The organism is Pseudomonas sp. GW821-FHT02H09, assembly GCF_059421425.1.
The window spans coordinates 1-22,628 of record NZ_JBWKVA010000011.1 but is presented as its reverse complement, the minus strand read 5'-3'; the positions used below and the strand labels follow the sequence as shown (position 1 = coordinate 22,628).

The 22,628-nt window shown below is 60.1% G+C and carries 17 protein-coding genes; 9 read left to right on the top strand and 8 right to left on the bottom strand.

What is annotated here, in order from left to right; genetic code table 11:
• The first annotated feature begins 256 nt into the window (after nt 1-256).
• A complete protein-coding gene (gene acnB / locus AC07VR_RS16355; RefSeq protein WP_494991725.1) occupies nt 257-2,857 on the top strand; it encodes a bifunctional aconitate hydratase 2/2-methylisocitrate dehydratase in 2,601 nt (866 codons plus the stop codon).
• Between the two features lie 51 nt (nt 2,858-2,908).
• Here the strand turns inward: acnB and AC07VR_RS16350 are convergent, their stop codons facing one another.
• The 8 genes from AC07VR_RS16350 to glnT form a co-directional block, all read right to left on the bottom strand.
• Nucleotides 2,909-4,576 carry a SulP family inorganic anion transporter gene (locus AC07VR_RS16350; protein WP_495011939.1) on the bottom strand — a complete coding sequence of 556 codons (1,668 nt, stop codon included), beginning with the start codon at nt 4,574-4,576 and terminating at the stop codon, nt 2,909-2,911.
• A 13-nt stretch (nt 4,577-4,589) separates the two neighbouring features.
• Entirely contained in the window at nt 4,590-5,207 is a 618-nt protein-coding gene (locus tag AC07VR_RS16345; protein WP_495011839.1) for a ParB-like protein, read from the bottom strand.
• Between the two features lie 270 nt (nt 5,208-5,477).
• A complete protein-coding gene (locus tag AC07VR_RS16340; RefSeq protein WP_495011838.1) occupies nt 5,478-6,758 on the bottom strand; it encodes a serine/threonine transporter in 1,281 nt (426 codons plus the stop codon).
• 477 nt (nt 6,759-7,235) lie between these two features.
• Entirely contained in the window at nt 7,236-8,570 is a 1,335-nt protein-coding gene (locus AC07VR_RS16335) for an ammonium transporter (RefSeq protein WP_495011837.1), read from the bottom strand.
• A gap of 316 nt (nt 8,571-8,886) precedes the next feature.
• Nucleotides 8,887-10,209: an FMN-binding glutamate synthase family protein gene (locus AC07VR_RS16330; RefSeq protein ID WP_419115674.1), complete on the bottom strand. Its 1,323-nt coding sequence runs from the start codon at nt 10,207-10,209 to the stop codon at nt 8,887-8,889.
• A gap of 10 nt (nt 10,210-10,219) precedes the next feature.
• On the bottom strand, nt 10,220-10,903 hold the full coding sequence (locus tag AC07VR_RS16325) for a protein glxC (RefSeq protein WP_495011836.1): 684 nt from the start codon (nt 10,901-10,903) through the stop codon (nt 10,220-10,222).
• Nucleotides 10,904-10,914: 11 nt separating this feature from the next.
• Nucleotides 10,915-11,820: a class II glutamine amidotransferase gene (locus tag AC07VR_RS16320; protein ID WP_494991414.1), complete on the bottom strand. Its 906-nt coding sequence runs from the start codon at nt 11,818-11,820 to the stop codon at nt 10,915-10,917.
• A 78-nt stretch (nt 11,821-11,898) separates the two neighbouring features.
• On the bottom strand, nt 11,899-13,233 hold the full coding sequence (glnT, locus tag AC07VR_RS16315; RefSeq protein WP_495011835.1) for a type III glutamate--ammonia ligase: 1,335 nt from the start codon (nt 13,231-13,233) through the stop codon (nt 11,899-11,901).
• Between the two features lie 368 nt (nt 13,234-13,601).
• On the opposite strand from glnT, the gene AC07VR_RS16310 reads away from it, so the two are divergent.
• The 8 genes from AC07VR_RS16310 to AC07VR_RS16275 all read left to right on the top strand — a co-directional run bounded on the left by AC07VR_RS16310 (nt 13,602) and on the right by AC07VR_RS16275 (nt 22,528).
• A complete protein-coding gene (locus AC07VR_RS16310) occupies nt 13,602-14,207 on the top strand; it encodes a helix-turn-helix domain-containing protein (RefSeq protein ID WP_494991412.1) in 606 nt (201 codons plus the stop codon).
• A gap of 404 nt (nt 14,208-14,611) precedes the next feature.
• Nucleotides 14,612-15,478 carry a formyltetrahydrofolate deformylase gene (purU, locus tag AC07VR_RS16305; protein ID WP_494991411.1) on the top strand — a complete coding sequence of 289 codons (867 nt, stop codon included), beginning with the start codon at nt 14,612-14,614 and terminating at the stop codon, nt 15,476-15,478.
• Nucleotides 15,475-16,395 carry a bifunctional methylenetetrahydrofolate dehydrogenase/methenyltetrahydrofolate cyclohydrolase FolD gene (folD, locus tag AC07VR_RS16300; protein WP_495011834.1) on the top strand — a complete coding sequence of 307 codons (921 nt, stop codon included), beginning with the start codon at nt 15,475-15,477 and terminating at the stop codon, nt 16,393-16,395. Before purU ends, folD begins: the two co-directional genes overlap by 4 nt.
• Nucleotides 16,395-17,636, top strand: coding sequence for an FAD-dependent oxidoreductase (locus AC07VR_RS16295; RefSeq protein WP_495011833.1), 1,242 nt, complete (start codon nt 16,395-16,397; stop codon nt 17,634-17,636). Before folD ends, AC07VR_RS16295 begins: the two co-directional genes overlap by 1 nt.
• Before the next feature lie 12 nt (nt 17,637-17,648).
• A complete protein-coding gene (locus tag AC07VR_RS16290; protein WP_494991408.1) occupies nt 17,649-17,954 on the top strand; it encodes a sarcosine oxidase subunit delta in 306 nt (101 codons plus the stop codon).
• Nucleotides 17,941-20,880: a 2Fe-2S iron-sulfur cluster-binding protein gene (locus AC07VR_RS16285; protein ID WP_495011832.1), complete on the top strand. Its 2,940-nt coding sequence runs from the start codon at nt 17,941-17,943 to the stop codon at nt 20,878-20,880. The genes AC07VR_RS16290 and AC07VR_RS16285 overlap by 14 nt, the downstream gene beginning before the upstream one ends.
• A 2-nt stretch (nt 20,881-20,882) precedes the next feature.
• Nucleotides 20,883-21,563 carry a sarcosine oxidase subunit gamma gene (locus AC07VR_RS16280; RefSeq protein ID WP_495011831.1) on the top strand — a complete coding sequence of 227 codons (681 nt, stop codon included), beginning with the start codon at nt 20,883-20,885 and terminating at the stop codon, nt 21,561-21,563.
• A 182-nt stretch (nt 21,564-21,745) separates the two neighbouring features.
• A complete protein-coding gene (locus AC07VR_RS16275; protein ID WP_495011830.1) occupies nt 21,746-22,528 on the top strand; it encodes an IclR family transcriptional regulator in 783 nt (260 codons plus the stop codon).
• Nucleotides 22,529-22,628 lie beyond the last annotated feature (100 nt).

Genomic DNA, 22,628 nt, shown 5'->3' with positions numbered 1-22,628 from the left:
CTGTTTTCAAAGCGTCACGAGCACAGTCGTTCCTTCAGAGCGGTGTTGGCGAAGGGTTTTTCCAGCGGGGAAAAGCCCAACGCCAACCCTCATCAGCTCCCCGTTCTGCAGGCGTAAAACTTTGAAAGCAGCTTCTGTAAGGAATTGCCGGTAATTCTGGCTAAGTGGCCCACAACGCTACGCAGCGCATGAGTACGGCAATTTCGGGATGAGCGTCCCGGACACCCATTTGGGACCACTGATGAGGGTAATAACTGTGCTTGAAGCCTACCGCAAACATATCGAAGAGCGTGCAGCACTGGGTATCGTTCCCCAGCCGCTTAACGCCGAACAAACTGCAGGCCTGGTCGAGCTGCTGAAGAATCCCCCGGCTGGCGAAGAAGCTTTCCTCGTTGACCTGATCACCAATCGCGTGCCGCCTGGCGTGGACGAAGCAGCCTATGTAAAGGCCGGTTTCCTCTCTGCTCTGGCCAAAGGCGAAGCCACTTCCCCTCTGCTCGACAAAAAGCGCGCTGTTGAACTGCTTGGCACCATGCAAGGCGGCTACAACATCGTGACGCTGGTTGACCTGCTCGACTCAGCCGAACTGGCTCCGGTCGCTGCCGCGCAACTCAAGCACACCCTGTTGATGTTCGATGCTTTCCACGACGTCGCGGAAAAAGCCAAGAACGGCAACGTTCACGCTCAAGGCGTACTGCAATCCTGGGCTGACGGCGAGTGGTTCAAGAACCGCCCTGTTCTGGCCGACAAGATCAGCCTGCGCGTATTCAAGGTCACCGGCGAAACCAACACCGACGACCTGTCCCCTGCTCCTGATGCCTGGTCCCGTCCAGACATCCCGCTGCACGCCCTGGCCATGCTGAAAATGGCCCGTGACGGCATCGTGCCTGATGAGCAAGGCGTCACCGGTCCCATGAAGCAGATCGAAACCATGCGCGGCGAAGGCTTCCCGATCGCCTACGTCGGCGACGTAGTGGGTACCGGTTCTTCGCGTAAATCGGCCACCAACTCGGTGCTGTGGTTCTTCGGCGACGACGTTCCTTACGTGCCGAACAAGCGCGCTGGCGGTTTCTGCTTCGGCAGCAAAATCGCTCCGATCTTCTACAACACCATGGAAGATGCCGGCGCACTGCCAATCGAATTCGACGTGACCAACATGAACATGGGCGACGTGATCGACCTGTACCCTCATGCCGGTAAAGTCACCAAGCACAACAGCGACGAAATCCTGACCACCTTCGAAATGAAGACCCCGGTCCTGCTCGACGAAGTCCGTGCTGGCGGTCGTATTCCGCTGATCATCGGCCGTGGCCTGACCGAGAAAGCGCGTGCCGAGCTGGGTCTGCCGCCGTCCGATCTGTTCAAGAAGCCGGAAGCTCCGGCTGAAAGCACCAAGGGCTTCACCCTGGCGCAGAAAATGGTCGGCAAGGCGTGCGGCGTAGCTGGCGTTCGTCCAGGTACCTACTGCGAACCGAAAATGACCACCGTCGGCTCCCAGGACACCACCGGTCCCATGACCCGTGATGAACTGAAAGACCTGGCGTGCCTGGGCTTCTCGACCGATCTGGTAATGCAGTCTTTCTGCCACACCGCGGCTTATCCAAAGCCGATCGACGTGACCACCCACCACACCCTGCCAGACTTCATCATGACCCGCGGCGGTGTTTCCCTGCGTCCGGGTGACGGCATCATCCACAGCTGGCTGAACCGCATGCTGCTGCCGGACACCGTCGGTACCGGTGGTGACTCCCACACCCGTTTCCCGATGGGGATCTCCTTCCCGGCCGGTTCCGGTCTGGTCGCTTTCGCCGCAGCCACTGGCGTGATGCCACTGGACATGCCGGAATCGATCCTGGTTCGCTTCAAAGGCAAAATGCAACCGGGCGTCACCTTGCGTGACCTGGTTCACGCCATTCCTTACTACGCGATCCAGGCTGGCCTGCTGACCGTAGAGAAGAAAGGCAAGAAGAACGCCTTCTCCGGTCGTATCCTGGAAATCGAAGGTCTCGACAACCTGAGCATCGAACAGGCATTCGAACTGTCCGACGCCTCGGCCGAGCGTTCCGCTGCCGGTTGCACCATCAAGCTGTCCAAAGAGTCGATCACCGAGTACCTGAGCTCCAACATCACCCTGCTGCGCTGGATGATCGGCGAAGGCTACGGCGATGCGCGTACTCTGGAACGCCGCGCTCAAGCGATGGAAGCCTGGATTGCCAACCCTGAGTTGATGGTTGCCGATGCTGACGCCGAATACGCTGAAATCATCGAAATCGACCTGGCCGACATCAAAGAGCCTGTGCTCTGCGCGCCGAACGATCCGGACGACGCCCGTCTGCTGTCCAGCGTTGCTGGCCAGAAGATCGACGAAGTGTTCATCGGTTCGTGCATGACCAACATCGGTCACTTCCGCGCTGCCGGTAAACTGCTGGATCAGGTCAAGGGTCAGCTGCCAACCCGTCTGTGGCTGTCGCCGCCGACCAAAATGGACGCTCACCAGTTGACCGAAGAAGGCTACTACGGCATCTACGGCAAGGCTGGCGCGCGCATGGAAATGCCGGGCTGCTCGCTGTGCATGGGTAACCAGGCTCGCGTTGAACCGAACTCCACCGTAGTGTCGACATCGACCCGTAACTTCCCGAACCGTCTGGGCGACGGCGCAAACGTCTACCTGGCTTCGGCTGAGTTGGCGTCTGTTGCTTCGATCCTGGGTCGCCTGCCGACCGTCGAGGAGTACATGGCCTACGCGAAGGAAATCGACACCATGGCCAGCGATGTCTATCGCTACCTGAGTTTCGACCAGATCGCCGAGTTCCGTGAAGCTGCTGCGAATGCCAACATTCCGGTCATTCAAGCCTAACGTTACAACGCTATAGAAAACGCCGCGTATCTTGCGATACGCGGCGTTTTTTTATACCTGCTGATCAGTCCATGCCTTCAGCGCCTCCTGAACCGCGCCGTCCACACTCAAACCACTGAGTATCACCTGCGAACGCTCGGTCACCGGCAAGGCCCGCAATGCCTCTTTGGCCTCGTGCTTCAAACGCGCCAGCACCAATCGCTTGCCTTCAACACTGACATGCCCAAAGAACTCCTCCAGCGCCTCGATGCTGGTGCCGTCCAGGTCAGGCGACTCTTCCAGACTCAAAATGACCGTATGAATCGGCTCTTCACTGTGACGTATCAATCTGAGCGCCCCGCCCAGGATCCGTTCGACATTGGCGAAAAACAGCGGCTCACCGGGGCGAAGAATGATCATCCCGGGAATTTTCAGGGCCAAGGGATGGCGTTGCAGATCGACGTAATCATGCCCTCCACCCATTTGCCCAAGGATCTGGATATCTGCCGAGGACATCTGCCTCAGCATCAGCACGACACTGATGGCGACCGCCACCAACAATCCATCCAGCACACCGAGTACCAGCACCGCCACCACGGCACAGGTGACCAGCAATCGGTCGCGGCGCCAGACAAAATAGCGCCCTAATGGCTGCAGGCTCAGCCCGCGAGCCAGGGCATGAATGACGATGGCCGCCAGCACCGGCTCCGGTGTCAACGCAATGTACGGCAGCACCGTCAGCACGATGGCCAGCACCACCAATGCGGCGATGCCACCTGCCAGGCGCGAGTCGGCACCCGCCGCCTCATTGGCAGAGGTCGCCGAATAACCAGCGCCCGCTGGCATACCATGAAACAGGCCGGAAATCAGATTAGCCGCCCCAAGCGCGAGCAAATCCCGGTTCGACGACACCCGATCGCCGTGCTTGAGGGCAAAGGAGCTGATCGAGCCGTACGACTCGGCATACAAGATCATGACCATGGCAAAGCCCAACTCACCCAGGCGCAACCAGTCGGCGAACGGCAACACCGGAAGATTCGGGATCTCCAGCCTCAAATCAATCACACCGATCAACTTCACCCCATAGGCCGGAAGGTTCAGACATTGGCCGGCCGCAATACCGACCATCACCACCAGCAGTCCTCCCGGCAAGCGTTTGACCCGTGCGAACAGCCATAACAGCGCCAAGGCTAGCGCCGCAACGCCGGCACCGGCCCGGTTCCAGTGCGGTAACTGCTCCAGTAACTCAGGCAGAAAACGGATCAGATTGCTGTTGGTCAGGTGCACGCCGACGATACTGGCGACCTGCTTGATGACGATGGTGATCGCCAGACCAAACGTAAACCCGCGCAATACCGGCTTGGCGATGAAGGACGTCACGCTGCCGAGCTTGAGCAGCCCCGCCAGCAGAAAGAACGCCCCGGTCACCAGCACCAGAGCGATCGCCAGCGTCAATCGCAGCGCTGAATCGCCACCCGCCAGCGTCACGGTCGCCGCCGCCAGCACCGCTGCCGAAGAGGACGTCGCGGAAACAATGGCGTAGCGGCTGGTACCGAACAACCCATAACAGAGCAAACCGGCGAACAATGCGATGACCCCGGCCTGAGGTGGTAACGCCGCGATGCTCGAATAGGCAACGGCTTCAGGCAACAGCAAACCAGCAATCGACAGGCCTGCAAGCAGATCCCGCGTGCGGTTTTGCGGTGGTGGTGCAGCCTGCTCCGGGGGGGACGCAGAGATTGGCGCGCGCGGACTAATCAGCAATCGGACCGACCCAGCCCGGCAGATATCGGGCTTCCTGACTGCGTGCAAGAGTCAGGGCTCTGTCCTGAAGTTTCGGGCCCTGATCGTTGATCAGTTCACTGGCAATCCGGCTGCGGAAAAAATCAGCCCAGAGAAACTCACTGAAGGGCGTCGCGTCCTTGGCGTAACCACCGGCACGTCGCAACTGCCCGGCCAGGCTGCGATAGGGATCGTCTTGCAAATCGGCGATACGCCGAGGGATGGCCTCATATGGACGCCTTTCGCCCTGGGCGTCGTAGGGGTGTGCCCACTGGTTAAAGTTCATCACATTCCAGAACGTCACCGGCTCGACAAAAGACAAATCCTTGAGCACCAGCAGCGCTACGAACTTGACCTCTTCTTGTAGCAGCGCCAAACCGAAATGATGGTGATCGACGATGTAATAACGCCCTTCAGGCCCCAGAATAGAGGGAAACCAATGATTCTCCAGCGCCGCAGCGCGCTCCTTGCGTTTGAGTTTTCCCCAGTCCTTGCGCTTGGCATTCACTTCGGCCAGGCCGACGGTGAGCTGCGTTGGATGCAGTTTTTCCAGCTTACCAGTGATCAGTTGCGGATGAGCACGAGCCATGTAGAGCCTCCAGATGAGAAAGCCCGAAACGTTTGGCGAGTTCACCTGTTTCTAACAGCAGGAACTGCACGGCGCGGGGCATAAGTCCCAAGCTTAGACGGCAATGGCGCTATGGCCTTGATACCCATCAAATATTCAACGAATCGGTAAGGCAACGTCAGCAAAACCGCCACAGCGCATTGCACGCTAAATCGGCGTCCGTCACTTTGTTCAAGCGCACGCTTATGAGTCGAGGGTCGGCCTGGAGGTCCAGGCTGACCCTGCACAGGCTCAGGCGGTGAGCGAATAAATCAACGCCGAAATCGCCACTAGGCCGACCAGTGTCACGAAGACGTTGGAGGCCTGGCCGCGATACGCAGCCATGGCCGGCACACGACGGATCGCATACATCGGCATCAGGAACAGAATCGCCGCGATGACCGGGCCACCCAGGGTCTCGATCATGCCCAGGATGCTCGGGTTGAGCGTCGCGACGATCCAGCACACCACCAGCATGAAGGCAGCGGTCATGCGATCCAGAGTCTTCGGTGCCGGGCGACGGCCACTCTTGACGATCAAGCCCTTCAGGCCTTCGCTGGCGCCAATGTAGTGCCCCAGGAACGACTTGGAGATGGCCACAAAGGCAATCAGCGGTGCGGCGAAAGCAATCGTCGGGTTGCTGAAGTGGTTGGCCAGGTACGACAGGATCGACAGGTTCTGCGCCTTCGCTTCAGCCAATTGCGCTGGCGACAAAGTCAGCACGCAGCTAAAGACAAAGAACAGCACCATCACCACCATCAAGCCGTGGGCGCGAGACAGGATCTGCGAGCTGCGCTCTTCAGCATGGGTGCCATAACGACGCTTCTGGTCCACCGCAAACGCCGAGATGATCGGCGAATGGTTGAACGAGAACACCATCACTGGAATCGCCAGCCACAGCGTGTGCAGCAAGGCCGAAGGCTCAGGCAGCGTGGTCGCAGTGGCGAGAATGCCGCCGGTCCAGTGCGGAACCAGGAACACTGCCAGGAAAAGCAACGCAACGATGAACGGATAGACCATCAGGCTCATGGCCTTGACGATCGCCTGTTCGCCACAGCGCACCACTGCCAACAGGCCGAGAATCAGCACGAACGACAGAATCGCCCGCGGTGGCGGCATGATGTGCAACTGGTGCTCGAGGAAACTGCCCACGGTGTTGGTCAGGGCTACGCTGTAGATCAGCAGAATCGGGAAGATGGCGAAGAAATACAACAAGGTGATCAGCGCGCCAGCCTTGATCCCGAAATGCTCTTCGACCACTTCGGTGATGTCCGCACCCGCACGGCCGGAGAGCACGAAGCGGTTGAGGCCGCGGTGCGCATAAAAAGTCATCGGAAACGCCAGCAGCGCCAGAATCAACAACGGCCAGAAGCCGCCTAGACCAGCGTTGATAGGCAAAAACAGGGTACCCGCACCGATTGCCGTGCCAAACAGGCCCAGCATCCAGGTAGTGTCATGACGATTCCAGCTACTTAGGCTTGCTGGTACCGCCGCATCAAAGCGTTCGTCGACGCTATTGGCCTGATCATTCATCCGGTCGGATCTCCGCATTCCGGTCATTTGCCACACAGCCGGAGCGAGTCAGAAAAAGCTGACAGGCAGCGCCCCGGCCGTAACAGGGGCGCGATTCTCCGGGATTAATCAACAGAAGCAAAGACTTAGCTGAGAAGCGGTAAAGCGGATGAGCTTGACCGCCAGAAATTTGCTGTGGCAGCAACGCCCTCATCGCAGTTCAGCTCGGCTCCTACAAAAAAGCCGGAACCAAGGCTAATGCCAGTCAGTTAAGGATTTTTAAGTTCAGCACTGTACCCCGTAGCAGCTGCCGAAGGCTGCGTCCGGCTGCGCAGCAGTCGTAAAACAGTCACTGCGGTATTCCAGACAAATCGTGGAAGCAGGATTTGCGACGGCTTCGCCGCCGGACGCAGGCTTCGCCAGCTGCTACGGTCCGCGTAATGTCTTAACTGACTGGCATTGGGAACCAAGGCTCCTCATCTTTTTTAACCTGCCGGATCACACGCTGTAAGCACGCTCGTCATGCTCGGCCAGGTCCAGGCCCACTGTCTCGTTCTCGCCACTGGTGCGCAGGCCAATGCTCCATTCCAGTACCTTGAGGATGATCAGGCTCACGACAAAGCAATAGACGAAGGTGAAGCTGACGCCCTTCAACTGAGTCAGCACCTGAGTCACGATATCCAGATTCTCGACATACCCGCCCAATGCAGGAGACGCGAAGATGCCGGTCAGGATCGCACCGACGATTCCGCCAATGCCGTGCAGGCTGAACACATCCAGCGAATCATCGTAACCAAGTTTCTGCTTCAACTGGCTGACGCCGAAGAAACATGCGGCCCCGGTGATCAGGCCAATCGCCAAGGCGCCGGCCGGACCGACAAAAGCACAGGCCGGGGTGATACCGACGAGGCCGGCCAATGCACCTGAGGCCGCACCGAGCGCGCTGGGCCGACCCTGGATCAGGGATTCGGTGAGCATCCAGCCGACGACCCCGGCGCACGCTGCCACCTGGGTGGTCAGCATGATGATCCCGGCACCGGTATTCACCGCGGCTCCCGAGCCGATATTGAATCCGAACCAGCCAACCCACAGCAGACCGGCGCCCATCAGGGTGAAACCGAGGTTATGCGGTGGCATCGCGACGTTCGGGTAGCCTTTGCGTTTGCCCAGTACCAGGCACGCCACCAGTGCCGCCACGCCCGCATTGATATGCACCGCGGTGCCGCCGGCGAAATCCAGTACCCCCCAATTGACCATCAAGCCGCCGGGGCCGCCCCAGATCATGTGTGCGACTGGCGCGTAGACAAAGGTGAACCACAGCGCCATGAACGCCAGCGCGGCGCTGAACTTCATGCGTTCGGCGAAACCACCGGCAATCAGCGCCGGCGTAATGATCGCGAAGGACATCTGGAACACGCTGTAGACGCCTTCGGGAATACTGCCGACCAGGCTGTCGTGGGTCATGTCGAGCATGAACACTTTGCTGAAACCGCCGATAAAGCTGTTCAGATTGACTTCACCGGCGACCATACCGGTCGCGTCGACGACGATGCTGTAGCCGTAGACCACCCACAGCACACCGATCACCCCGGCGATGGCAAGCAACTGAGTGAACACCGAGAGGAAATTTTTTGCCCGGACCATCCCGCCATAAAACAGCGCCAGGCCCGGAATGCACATCAACAACACGAACATCGTCGCGGTCATCATCCAGGCGGTGGTACCAGTGTCCAGGGTGACATCGGCCGCCGAGGCCAGAGGCGACAGGCACAGTGCCGCGAACATCAGCGTCAGCCGGGAGAAGGTCAGCCGTGAATCAGGGAATGGAATCATTGTCAGCAAGCTCCAGAGCAGGAAAGTCGTCTAAAGGGGGCTGGCAGAGCAAGGAAAGTGCGAGGCCATGAGGCCTCGCGGTGCATACGGGTCTGTGCCCGTTAGGGGTAAAACCGGAGACCTGTAGGAACGGGCTTGCCCTAATGCCGGGCAGTTAAGGGTATGTAGGAGCGAGCTTGCTCGCGATGGGCTCAAGGGCGGCGCGTTGATTCAGCAAGCGCGCGTTATTGTTAACGTCTATCGCGAGCAAGCTCGCTCCTACACATACCCTTAACTCACTGGCATTGGGGCTAGCCCACTCCCACAGGTTCCGCGTTTAGTATTGCTGCCCGGGAATCCACGAAGTCCCGGCCAACGGCACGCGGGCCATGGCGGCGGCTTCCACGGTCAAGGCCACCAGATCCTCAGGGTCGAGGTTATGCAGGTGCGACTTGCCGCAGGCCCGGGCCATGGTCTGGGCTTCGAGGACCAACACCCGCAGGTAGTTGGCCAGACGTCGACCGCCCTCCACCGGATCAAGCCGTTTGGACAGCTCCGGGTCCTGGGTGGTGATGCCCGCCGGGTCGCGGCCCGCTTGCCAGTCATCGTAGAAACCGGCGGCCGAACCAAGCTTGCGCAGTTCCTCGTCCAGACGTGGATGGTTGTCACCCAGGGCGATCAACGCCGCCGTACCAATGGCCACCGCATCCGCGCCGAGGGCCATGGCCTTGGCCACGTCGGCACCGTTACGGATACCGCCGGAAACGATCAACTGCACCTTGCGATGCATGCCCTCCTCCTGCAACGCCTGCACCGCAGGCGGGATGGCGCCGAGAATCGGAATGCCGACGTGCTCGATAAAGACTTCCTGAGTCGCCGCTGTGCCGCCTTGCATGCCGTCGAGCACAATCACATCGGCACCGGCCTTGATCGCCAGTTTGACGTCGTAGTACGGACGGCTCGCGCCGATCTTCACGTAGATCGGTTTTTCCCAATCGGTGATTTCACGGATTTCGGCGATCTTGATCGCCAGGTCGTCCGGCCCGGTCCAGTCCGGGTGACGGCAGGCACTGCGTTGATCGACGCCGATGGGCAGCGTGCGCATCCCGGCCACGCGCTCGGTGACTTTCATGCCCAGCAGCATGCCGCCGCCACCTGGTTTGGCGCCCTGCCCCAGGACGATTTCGATGGCATCGGCCTTGCGCAGATCATCCGGGTTCATGCCGTAACGCGATGGCAGGTACTGATAAACCAGGTGCTGGGACTGTCCGCGCTCTTCCGGGGTCATGCCGCCGTCGCCGGTGGTGGTGCTGGTCCCGGCGATGGTCGCGCCACGGCCCAGGGCTTCCTTGGCATTCGCCGACAAGGCGCCGAAGCTCATGCCGGCAATGGTTACCGGAATCTTCAGGTGCAGGGGCTTTTTGGCGAAGCGGTTGCCGAGAATCACATCGGTGCCGCATTTCTCGCGATAGCCTTCCAGCGGATAGCGGGAAACACTGGCGCCGAGCAACAGCAAGTCATCGAAGTGCGGCAGCTTGCGCTTGGTGCCACCACCGCGAATGTCGTAGATGCCGGTTTCGGCGGCGCGCTGGATTTCCTGAATGCTCAGGCGGTCGAAGGTCGCGGATTCGCGCAGGACCGGAACAGGTTTGTCGCTCATTGTGTTCTCCTTAGTACGCGGACGCGTTATCGACTTTGAAGTTGTACAACTGACGGGCCGAACCGTAGCGTTTGAAGGCTTTCGGGTCAGCGGTGAAACCGGCTTGATCCAGCAACGCTTTGAGCTCGGCAAGATGTTCGTCGCGCATTTCTTTTTCGATGCAGTCCGACCCCAGCGACTGCACGCTGCCCTGTACGTAGATCCGGGTTTCGTACAGCGAATCGCCCAAGGCATCCCCGGCGTCGCCGCAGACCACCAGACGCCCGGCCTGGCCCATGAAGCAGCTCATGTGGCCGATGCTGCCGCCGACCACGATGTCGATGCCTTTCATGGAAATCCCGCAACGCGCACCGGCGTCGCCCTCGATCACCAGCAAGCCGCCATGAGCGGTGGCACCAGCGGCCTGGGAGGCGCTGCCCTTGACCCGTACCGAACCGGACATCATGTTTTCCGCCACACCGGTGCCGACGTTGCCGTGCACAGTGATGTGGGCTTTCTTGTTCATGCCTGCGCAGTAGTAACCGGCGTGGCCCTGGATATCGATGAACAGTTCCTGGTCAACGCCGACCGCAATGTTGTGCGCGCCGTTGGAATGGGTCACCACCCACTCAGCAAAGCTCAGTTGTCTGGCCTGGTCGTGCAGCCCCTGATTGAGCTCGCGTACTTCACTGACAGATAGATCGATAGTTTTCATAACGGGGCTCCTCAGGCGCTTTTGCGTTCCCAGATGTACATGGTGGATGGCGCCGGTTCCCAGACCTTGGCGTTCTCGATGCCGGGCAGGCTCGAAAGCGCCTGGTATTCCGAGGCCATGGCGACGTAGTCGTCGGTTTCGGCGAGGATCGCCGGCTTGCAGGCAATCGGGTCGCGGATCACCGCGAAGCCGTTGCGGGTGCCGATGGCGAACGTGAAGAAGCCGTCGAGGTCGTCCAGCGCGTGATCCAGCGCCACTTTCAGCGAGTCGCCCTGTTGCAGGCGCCAGGCCAGGTAACCGGCGGCGACTTCAGTGTCGTTCTCGGTCTGGAACACGATGCCCTGACGCTTGAGTTCCTGGCGCAGGCGGAAGTGGTTGGACAACGAGCCGTTGTGCACCAGGCACAGGTCGGCACCGGTGGAAAACGGGTGGCTGCCTTCCATGGTCACGGCGCTTTCGGTGGCCATGCGGGTGTGGCCGATAATGTGACTGCCTTTCATCCCGGCGAGGTTGAAACGCTCGGAGATCTCCTTGGGCAAGCCCATGCCCTTGAGGATTTCAATGCTTTGACCGGCGCTCATGATGCGCACGCCCGGCGCCAGTTCGGCCAGCGCACTGCGAACAGCGGCTTCTTTGGCGGGGGTTTTCAACACCACTGCGCTGGCGTTCTGAAACCAGTTCACGGACTGGCCGAGCCGGCCTTCCAGCGCGCCCATCAGGGCATTGAAGTCAAAACCGGGCACCGTGCTTTGCAGGGTCAGCTTGACCGAGCCTTCAGCCACTTCATCGCCATAAATGGCAAAGCCGGCGCTGTCCGGGCCACGGTCGGTCATCGACAGCAGCATGGGTTCGAAGAGTTTGCCAAGCCGGGACTCCAGCGCTGGATTCTTCAAGTACAGACCTACGATTCCGCACATACATTTCTCCTACTGGGCAGCCGGTTCCTCGATCAGAGGTACCGGGTCGATACAAAACGGGTGGTTGAAAAGGCTCGTTTAGAAAAATTCGGTGTAGCGCTGGATCTCCCAATCGGAGACGTGGCGGCTGTACTCGACCCATTCCATGCGTTTGAGCTCGATGAACTCGTTGACGATTTCGCTTCCGAGTTTTTCCCGGAACAACGGATCGGCATCCAGCGCGTCACAGGCTTCCTTGAGGCTTTGCGGCAAGGTGGCGATGCCACGGCCAGCGATTTCTTCGAGGCTCAGGGAGTAGAGGTTTTCGTTGCACGGCGGCCCTGCTTCCAGCTTGCGGTCGATGCCGTCCAGGCCGGCAGCGATGATCGCGGCGCTGACCAGGTATGGGTTGCAACCGGCATCCGGCAGGCGAAACTCGAGGCGCCCATAAGGGACACGGACCATCGCCGAGCGGTTGTTGGAGCCGTAGGCAACGAACGCTGGAGCCCAGGTCGAACCGGAAAGCGAACGGCCGACCACCAGGCGTTTGTAAGAGTTGACCGTCGGCGCGGCGAAAGCACACAACGCCGGACCATGGGCCAGCAGGCCGGCCGCGAAGTGATAGGCCATTTTCGACAGGCCCATGCCACTTGAGTCGCTGGAATCATGGAACAGGTTCTTGTTCACAGCGTCAGCGATCGACAAGTGAAAGTGCATGCCGTTGCCCGCACGTTTGGGGTCAGGCTTGGGCATGAACGAGCAGATCATCCCCAGGTCGTTGGCGACTTCACCGGCGGCCATGCGGAAGAAGGTGAAACGATCGGCCGAAGTCAGCGCATCGCTGTAGGTGTAGTTGATCTCGAACTGGCCGTTGGCGTCTTCGTGATCGATCTGATAGATGTCGAAATCGACTTTTTGCAACGCTTCGGTAAGGTTCTCCAAGAACTGCCGCGAGCGCGACAGGCCTTTGTAGTCGTAGCAGGGTTTGTCCAGGTTATCGCTGGCATCAACGCTGCATAGCTTGCCTTCGGCGTCACGACGCAACAGGCTGAACTCAGGTTCCAGGCCGGTATTGAGGGTCCAGCCGCGAGCACTCAGGCGCTCCACCTGGCGCATCAAGACGTAACGCGAATCGTAAGGATGGGGTTCGTTGTTGACATGGCCGACGCAGACGATGCGCCCGTAACCCGGCTGCCAAGGCACCGCGGTCAGGGTACTCAGGTCGCCCTTGGCCATGAAGTCCGGGCCGTGGGGTTGCATGCCCATGCCGCAGATGGCAAAACCGGCAAAGCCGGCGCCACTGTCGATCACCGTCTGTAACCCGGAAACAGGTACCGACTTGGTTTTCGCCGAGCCGTGAATATCCACGAACTGAGCCAGCACGTATTTGATTTTGTGCTCATCGATGATTCGTTGTGTATCTGTGGGCAACATCACATATGACTCCTCGAGCAAGGCAAAACAGCGGGATCTGCTGGGAGGGTCGGCCGAAGTCGTTAACGATTGCCCAGTGCTAGAATTCAGCTGGACGAGACCTGAAGCCAACCCGATTATTCTCACAAAGAAATTTACTTTCCTAATGAGAATGCAATTGCCTTGCCAGATTTGCTTTCAGATAGCCGCTGCACAGCGCCTGGCGCCAGGAAACACTGGTGTTTCAAGGGCTCGTCAGGGAAATGAGTGTCGCAACGGGCAAACTTCAGACATGCTGGAACCGCTCAGGCTGGAGAAATGACGGGTAGCAGCAGGAGTGCATCGCACATTCATAGTGCGAAATTTATATTCATGATCGGAAATGAAGCATGAACAAAGTGATTCCCACCGAGGCCGAGCCCCGCTTGAGGCTCGAGCAATATCTGGGCATGCAAATCAAGCGGCAGCGGCAATTGCAGGAATTGAAGATTGCCGATGTGGCGCAACTGGCCGGTATCAGCCAGGGCATGCTCAGCAAGATCGAAAATGCCCAGGTGTCCACCAGCCTCGATACCTTGAGCCGCCTGTGCGACGCCCTCGGTATGCCGATGTCGAAACTCTTCAGTCAATACGACCAGCAAGGCAGTGGCGCCCTGCTGGTGCGCAAGGGTGAAGGGATGCAGGTGGTGCGTCGCGGCACCGAGAAAGGCCACACCTATCACCTGCTCAACCACACCCGTGGGCCGAAGAAAACCTTCGAGGCTTACATGGTCACCATGGACGATGCCAGCGAAGAGTTCCCGACCTTCTCCCATCCGGGCACCGAGTTTCTCTATCTGCTCAAAGGCGAAATCGTCTACCGCCACGGTAACCAGCTCTATCACATGAAAGCCGGCGACAGCCTGACCTTCGATGGCGAAGTCCCTCACGGCCCCGAGCAGTTGGTGAAAGTGCCGATCCACCTGCTGTCGATCATGAACTACGGCGACGACTGATCAAGGCTCAGCACATCCCCCGTAGCAGCTGGCGTAGCCTGCGTTCGGCGGCGTAGCCGTCGTAAATCCAACCTCCACGGTTAACCTGAAACACCGCAGGGTCCGATTTTACGACTGCTTCGCAGCCGGACGCAGCCCGGCGGCAGCTGCTACAGGGCATCAGCGCTTGGCCACGATACAACATCCAGAACAACCCTCCTCCCCTCGCGCCTCCTTTCTTCCTCCTCGCAAAAAAACCAAAACAACGCTGGACGGCGTTTTTTATTTCACCTATAAAAAGCGCCACAGGAATATTTTATTCGTACAGAGAATTTTTATTCAGCGATGAATTTAATTCCCACCGATGAATATTCATCGACTCCACAGCCCCCTTAGCCTGTATGTCACCCTTGCGAGGACCCGTAATGAGTACCGAACCGGACCACTTCATTTTCAAGATCAGCTGCCCGGCGACATCGGGTATCGTCGCCGCCGTGACCTCCTTTCTCGCCGAGAACCGCTGCTACATCAGCGAACTGGCGCAGTTCGACGACGAGGAGACCGGTCAGTTCTTCATGCGCGCGGTCTTTCGCTTCAACAGCGGCGTCACGGGTGACATCGAAACCTTGCGCCGGGGCTTCGATGAAGTGGCCGTGGCACTGAACATGGACTGGCAATTGCACGCAGTCGCCCAACCGATGCGCGTGTTGATCATGGTCAGCAAATTCGACCACTGCCTGACCGACCTGCTGTACCGCCACCACAAAGGCGAGATGGACATGCAGATCACCGCCATCGTCTCCAACCATCTGGAGCTGCGGCACATGGCCGAACGTGAAGGCATCCGTTTCATCTACCTGCCGGTGACCAAGGACACCAAGGCCCAGCAGGAAGCCGCGCTGCTGAAGATCGTTGAAGAAACGCAGACCGAGCTGGTGGTACTGGCTCGGTACATGCAGATCCTCTCCGATGACCTGTGCAAGCAATTGTCGGGCCGGGCGATCAACATCCATCACTCGTTCCTGCCTGGTTTCAAGGGTGCCAAGCCCTACCACCAGGCCCACCAGCGCGGGGTGAAACTGATCGGCGCGACAGCGCACTACGTCACCTCGGACCTGGACGAAGGTCCGATCATCGAGCAGGAGGTGCAACGGGTCGATCACGCCTACAAGGCAGACGATCTGGTGACTATCGGCCGCGACACGGAAACCGTCGCGCTGTCCAAAGCCGTCAAATATCACCTGCAACACCGGGTGTTCATCAATCGCGAAAAAACGGTGATCTTCCGATGAACAGTTCTATCCCACTCGCCCGCGACATCGACGGCAAAGCCATCGCTTCCCAGGTCCTCAGCGAGGTCGCAGCCGAAGTCCGTGAACTGGCACAACAGCAGGTGACGCCGACGCTGGCCGTGGTATTGGTCGGTGAAGACCCGGCCAGTCAGGTCTATGTGCGCAACAAGATTCTGCGCGCCAAAGAGGCCGGAATCGGTTCACTGGAACAGCGCTTGCCCGCGACCACCAGCCAGGCGCAATTGCTCGCGGTGATCGCCGAGCTGAACGCCGATCCGACGGTCAACGGCATTCTCGTGCAACTGCCGGTGCCGGCGCATATCGATGAAGGCGCGGTGATTCAGGCGATCGACCCGATCAAGGATGTCGACGGCTTTCATCGGGAGAACGTCGGTGGTCTGGTCCAGGGCCAGGAAGTCCTTACGCCGTGTACGCCAAGCGGCTGCATGCGCCTGTTGCACGACACTTGCGGTGACCTGAGCGGCAAGCATGCGGTGGTGATCGGCCGCTCGAACATCGTCGGCAAGCCCATGGCGACCCTGTTGTTGCAGGCCCACTGTTCGGTCAGCGTGGTGCATTCGCGCAGCGTCGACGCCGCAGCCCTGTGCCGTCTGGCGGACATCGTGGTGGCTGCCGTCGGCCGTGCGCAGATGATCGATGCCAGTTGGCTGAAACCCGGCGCGGTGGTGATCGATGTCGGCATCAACCGCATCGAGACTGAACACGGCAGCCGCCTGGTGGGCGATGTCGATTACGCCAGCGCCCGCACCGTCGCCAGCGCCATTACCCCGGTGCCCGGCGGTGTCGGCCCGATGACCATTGCCTACCTGTTGAAAAACACCGTGATCGCCACCCGCCTGCAACTGCAGCGGGCTGCCGACTCGCCTGCCACTCAACCGCCGATCCAGGAGGCGTGATGCCCTTTAATCTCTTGAAGTACGGCCTCTCCTCCGAGTACACGGCTGAGATGGACCTGCCACCGCCCAAGGAACTCAAGTCTTCCTACGACGTAGTGATCATCGGCGGCGGCGGTCATGGCGTGGCAATTGCCTATTACCTGGCCAAGTACCACGGCATCACCAATGTCGCGGTGCTGGAAAAATCCTATCTGGGTGGCGGCAACACGGCGCGTAACACCGCAGTGATTCGCTCCAACTACTTGACCAGCGAAGGCGTGCGTTTCTACAGCGAGTCGGTGAAGTTGTTCAAGGACCTGTCCAACGAGTTCGACTTCAACATCATGTACTCCGAGCGCGGCCAACTGACCCTCGCCCACACCGACGCAACGGTCCGGGCTTTCCGCCAACGCGCTGAGGTGAACAAGCATTTCGGTGGCCGTACGGAAATGATCGACCGTCAGCAGATCCGTGAGCTGGTGCCCAGCCTCAACCTCGACCCCGGCCACCTGCCGGTCCTGGCCGGCCTCTGGCATATCGACGGCGGCACCGCCCGCCATGACGCCGTGGCCTGGGGCTACGCCAAGGGCGCAGCGAAACGCGGAGTGGAAATCCATCAGCTGACCGAAGTGCAGGACCTGATTATCGAAAATGGCCGGATCACCGCAGTGAAAACCAACCGCGGCACGATTCAGTGCGGCTGCGCGGTACAAGCCGTGGCCGGGCACAGTTCATTGATGGCCAAGAAGGCCAAAATCGAGATGCCCATCGTCTGCTATCCGCTGCAAGCCATGGTCACCCAACCGTTCAAGCCGTTCCTCGATCCGCTGGTGAGCTCGTCGGCGCTGCACTGTTACGTGCAGCAGACCAGCCGTGGCGAAGTGGTGTTCGGCGGCGGCTCCGACCCCTACCCGCTCTATAACACCCGCTCGACCCTGGACCTGAAGGAAAGCCTGATTTCTGCCGCCATCGAAATGTTCCCGTTCCTGGCCAATGCCAAACTGATGCGCCAGTGGGCCGGGATCACCGACATGACCCCCGATTACAGCCCGATCATGGGCCTGTCGCCGGTCGACAATTACTATCTGGATGCCGGTTGGGGCACCTGGGGCTTCAAGGCCACGCCGATCTGCGGCAAGACCATGGCCGAACTGGTCGCCTCCGGTGGCAAGGTTCCGGACCTGATCAAGCCTTTTGGCCTGGAACGCTTCTCGACCTTCCAGCAAGTCAACGAGATGGGCGCGACCGCGGCCAGTCACTAAGGGGCGAAACCTATGAAAGTCATGAATTGCCCACTGAACGGGCCGCGCAATATCACCGAGTTCACCTACGGCGGCGAGTTCAAGGATATGCCCGACCCGGTGACCTGCAGCGACGCGCAATGGGCGCATTACGTGTTCAACAGCGAGAACGCCGCCGGCGTGGTTCGCGAGTGGTGGATGCACAACGCCTCGAGCTACTGGTTCCTGGCCGAGCGCCACACCGTTACCGACGAAATCCTGCGCACTTTCGATGCTCGCGAAATCTACAACCAGCGCGTCGAGTTCAGCCTTGCGGAGCACAGCAATGAGCCAGCCTGATTCCACCTTTGAAAGCCGCTTGCCGCTGCCCATGGGCCTGCTGATCGATCGGCAACGCCCGTTGCCCTTCAACTTCGACGGCAAGCCCTATTCCGGCTTTGCCGGTGACAGCATCGCCAGCGCCTTGCTCGGCAGCGGCCGTTTTTTGCTCTCGCGCTCGTTCAAATACCACCGCCCACGCGGCCCGTTGACCATGGCCGGGCAAGACGCCAACACCCTGGTGCAACTGCCGCAAGAGCCTAATGTGTTGGCCGATACTCACTGGCTGCAGGCCGGTGTCCAGGTCAGCGGACAAAACTATGCCGGCTCCCTGGACAATGACCGGGATGCGCTGCTGGGCAAATTCTCGCGATTCATGCCGGTGGGCTTTTATTACCGCTCGTTCTACAAGCCCAAGGGCATGTGGAAAATCTGGGAGCCGCTGATTCGCAAAAAGGCTGGGCTGGGCATCCTCAACCTGGATTTCAAGCCGCAGTATTACGACAAGGCTTACCTGTTCGTCGATCTGGCTGTGGTCGGCGCCGGGCCCGCCGGCTTGCAGGCAGCACTGACCGCCGCCAATGCCGGGGCCAAAGTGCTGCTGATCGAACAACAGCGTCTATTGGGCGGCGCACTCACCTATGCACGCTTCGACGTGCAGGGCGCTCAGGCCGATGACGTGCGCCAGGCGCTGGTGAACGCAGTCAGCCAGCACGCCAACATCCAGATTCTCACTGAAGCGACCTGCAACGGCTGGTTCACCGACAACTACCTGCCGGTGATCAAGGACAAGCGCATGTACAAAGTGCGCGCCAGCCAATGCATCATCGCTTCGGGCGCCTTCGATCAGCCGGTGATTTTCCGCAACAACGACCTGCCCGGCGTGATGCTGTGCAGCGCCGCGCAACGCTTGATGAAGTTGTACGCGGTCAAACCCGGCAAACGCGCGGTGGTCCTGACCGGCAACGACGACGGTTATCGCACCGCGCTGGATTTGCTGGAGCAAGGGGTTGAAGTCGCAGCCGTAGTCGACATGCGCAACGGCGCCGACGATGCGCGTCTGAGCACCGAGCTCAAACGCCTGGGCGTTACCGTGCACCTGCAACACACCGTTTATGAAGCCTTGCACAGCAAAGGCATGCGCCACATCAGCGGCGTCGATATCCGGCGCATCACGGCGCGTGGTGAAGTGGGCAAGGAACGTCTGCAACTCGATTGCGATTTGCTGTGCATGACGGCTGGCTACATGCCGGTCTATCAACTGGCCTGTCAGGCCGGTGGCAAGTTGGCCTACGCCGACCCGGTGGCAGAGTTCGCCATCACCGGCCTGCCGAAAAACCTCGCCATCGCCGGTTCCGTCAACGGTCGGCACCTGCTGGAAAACGTACTCAAGGACGGTGCCAAAGTCGGTGCGCAAGCGGCGTTGGCCCTGGGCCTGGCTGTGGAGCATCAGGAGCAGGCGCTGAGCCTCGAATATCGGGTCAACTTCGACTGGCCAATCTTCGCGCACCCGAGCGGCAAGGAATTCGTCGACTTCGATGAAGACCTGCAAATCCGCGACATCATCAACGCGACGCGCCACGGCTATCGCGACGTGCAGTTGGTCAAACGCTTCTCCACCGTGGGCATGGGGCCTTCGCAAGGTCGGCACTCGGCACTGCCAACGGCGCGTCTGGTGGCCGCCAGCACCCAGCGCACTGTCAGCGAAACCGGCGTCACCACCGCTCGCCCGCCGTTCGAGGCGGAAAAACTGGCACACATCGCCGGTCGCAGTTTCGACCCGATCCGGCGTACCGCCATCCATCAGCGTCATCTACAGGCCGGGGCGAAAATGATGCCGGCCGGTAACTGGCAGCGTCCGGCCTACTACGGCTTCAAGGACAAAAATGGCCAACCGGCCAGCCGTGAGCGCTGCATGCAGGAAGAAGCCTGTCATGTGCGCAAAAGCGTCGGTCTGATCGACGTCTCGACCCTGGGTGGCCTGGACATTCGCGGCCCGGATGCCGCCGAACTGCTGGAGCGGATGTACACCTTCGCGTTCGCCAAACAACCGATTGGCCGCACCCGTTATGCGTTGATGACCAACGAACACGGTGTGGTCATCGACGATGGCGTCTGTGCGCGGCTGGCCGATCAACATTTTTATGTCACGGCCACCACCAGCGGCGTCGACCGGATCTATCAGTCGATGCTCAAGTGGAACGTGCAATGGCGGCTGAACGTCGACATTGCCAACGTCACCGCGGCCATCGCGGCGGTCAACCTGGCCGGGCCCGAATCGCGCAAGGTGCTGGAAAAGGTCTGCGCCGATATCGACCTCTCGCCTGACGCCTTCCCTTACCTGGGTGTGCGTCAGGGCACGGTGGCCGGGATCGCCGCTCGGGTCATGCGGGTCGGCTTCGTCGGTGAGCTGGGGTATGAGATCCATGTGCCGGCGCGTTATGCCGAATACCTCTGGGACACGCTGATGGACGCCGGACGTGAACAGGGCATTCGCCCGTTCGGCGTCGAAGCACAGCGCTTGCTGCGGCTGGAAAAAGGCCACGTGATCATCAGCCAGGACACCGATGGCATGACCCACCCTGCAGAAATCGACATGGGTTGGGCGATCTCGCGCAAGAAGCCGTTCTTCGTCGGCCGGCGCTCCGTGGACATCCTCGAAGCCCAGCCGCTCAAGCGCAAACTGGTGGGTTTCACCTTGCCCAAGGGCAGCAGCCAGCCGCTGGAAGGTCATCTGGTGCTCAAGGGCCCAGACATCAGCGGCAACGTCACCTCCTGCGAATATTCGCCAACGCTGGGCATGATCATCGGACTGGCCTATGCCGCCGTCGATCAGAGCACACCGGGGCAACAGATTCCGATTCGGGTAGAGGGCGCGCAAGTGGTACAGGCCACGGTGGTCAAACTGCCGTTCTTCGATGTCGATAGCCAACGCCAGGAGTTGTGAGCATGGTCACTGCACAAGATTTTCGCGAACGCAGCCCATTGTCTGCCTTACAGGAAAACGCCCGGTTGGCACGTCTGGGCGACAGCCTGATCGTCAGCCGTTACGGCGACCAGGACGAAACCGCGCAGTTGGCGAGCTGCGCCCTGCTCGACCTGAGCAATCTGGCGCGGGTCGGCTTTCGTGGTGCCGATGCCGCCGCGCATCTGCACGCGCAACAATTCGAACTGCCGAGCGCGACTAACCGCTGCGTCGTGCAGGCCGATGGCAGCAGCGTCGCACGCCTTTCCCAGACCGAGTATTTCCTGCTCGGCAGCTTGCAGGACGCGGGAGCCAGGCTTCAGAAGCTCGAAGCCCAATGGCAACTGTCCTCCAGCGCCTGCTACCTGCTGCCGCGGCAGGACAGCCACGCCTGGCTGGTGTTGACCGGCGAACACGTCAGCTCGGTAATGGCCAAGGTCTGTGGCGTCGATCTGCGGCAACAGGCGTTCGCCACCGGTGCCGTGGCACAGACCTCGGTGGCGCGCATGAGCGCGATCATCATCAATGCCTCGCAACCGGACCTGCCGCTGTTCCACATCCTCTGCGACCGGGCTTCGGCGCAATATTTGTGGGGTGCGTTGCTGGATGCGATGCAGGAGTTCGGTGGCGAACCGGTGGGTATTGATGCGTTGTTGGCGGGATGAGGTCTGCCTGAGGGATTTTCGTGCCTTATAGGCCGCCTCGCGAGCAAGCTCGGCTCCTACAGGTTATGTGCCAATCACACCATCCAGATCTGGCGCAATTCCACTGTAGGAGCCGAGCTTGCTCGCGAGACGGCGTACCTGACTCACCGCGTGATGGCCCGGCTACTCCTGCAGGAGACTCCATGAACAGCATCGAAGACCCCACCCTCGACAGCGATTACCGTGTCCCGGCCTTGCAGCGCGGGCTGTGGATTCTGCAGTTGTTCAGCAGCAGCGAACGGGTGCTGAGCATGAACGATATCGCCGAGCGCCTGGCGCTCAGCGTGTCGTCGATCTACCGCATCGTGCAGACGCTCAATGGCATGGGTTATCTGAAAAAAGCCGGGAAAAACACCTATGAACTCGGCCCGCAGGTGATCGCCAATGGCTTCACCTACCTGGCCAGCCGTGATCTGGTGGACATCGCGATCCCACACCTGAACACCTTGCGTGACCGCAGCTCGCTGTCCTGTCACCTGGCCGTGCGTGAGCAGACCGACAGCGTTTACATCTACCGGGCTTTCGCCTCCCAACGCTTGTCGGTCAACGTGCCCATCGGTACGCGCATTGCCTGCCATTGCACCGCAATGGGTCGGGTGCTGCTCAGCGATTTGAGCGAAGCCACCCTGGTCAGCCTGTACCAGCACGTACGGCTCGACGACTACCCGGCGCCCGCGCCCAAGACCTTGCCCGAGCTGCAGCAGATCGCCGAACAGGATCGACAACTGGGCTGGGTACTGCACCGCTCCGATTACTCCACCGCCATTGCCACCGCTATCCGCGACCACCGCGGCGAGGTGGTCGCTGCAATCAATCTGTCCGGCCCGGATGCAATCATGGACTCCCCGGACAATCGCGAACGCTTCAAGAACATGCTGCTGGACAGTGCGCGGATGATCTCGGTGGAGATGGGTTTTAAGGCTTAACCCTCAAGCGCAATCCCCTTGGCGACACCAATCTAATGTGGGAGCGGGCTTGCTCGCGATGCAGACACCTCGGTGTATCTGAAACACCGCGGTGATGCTA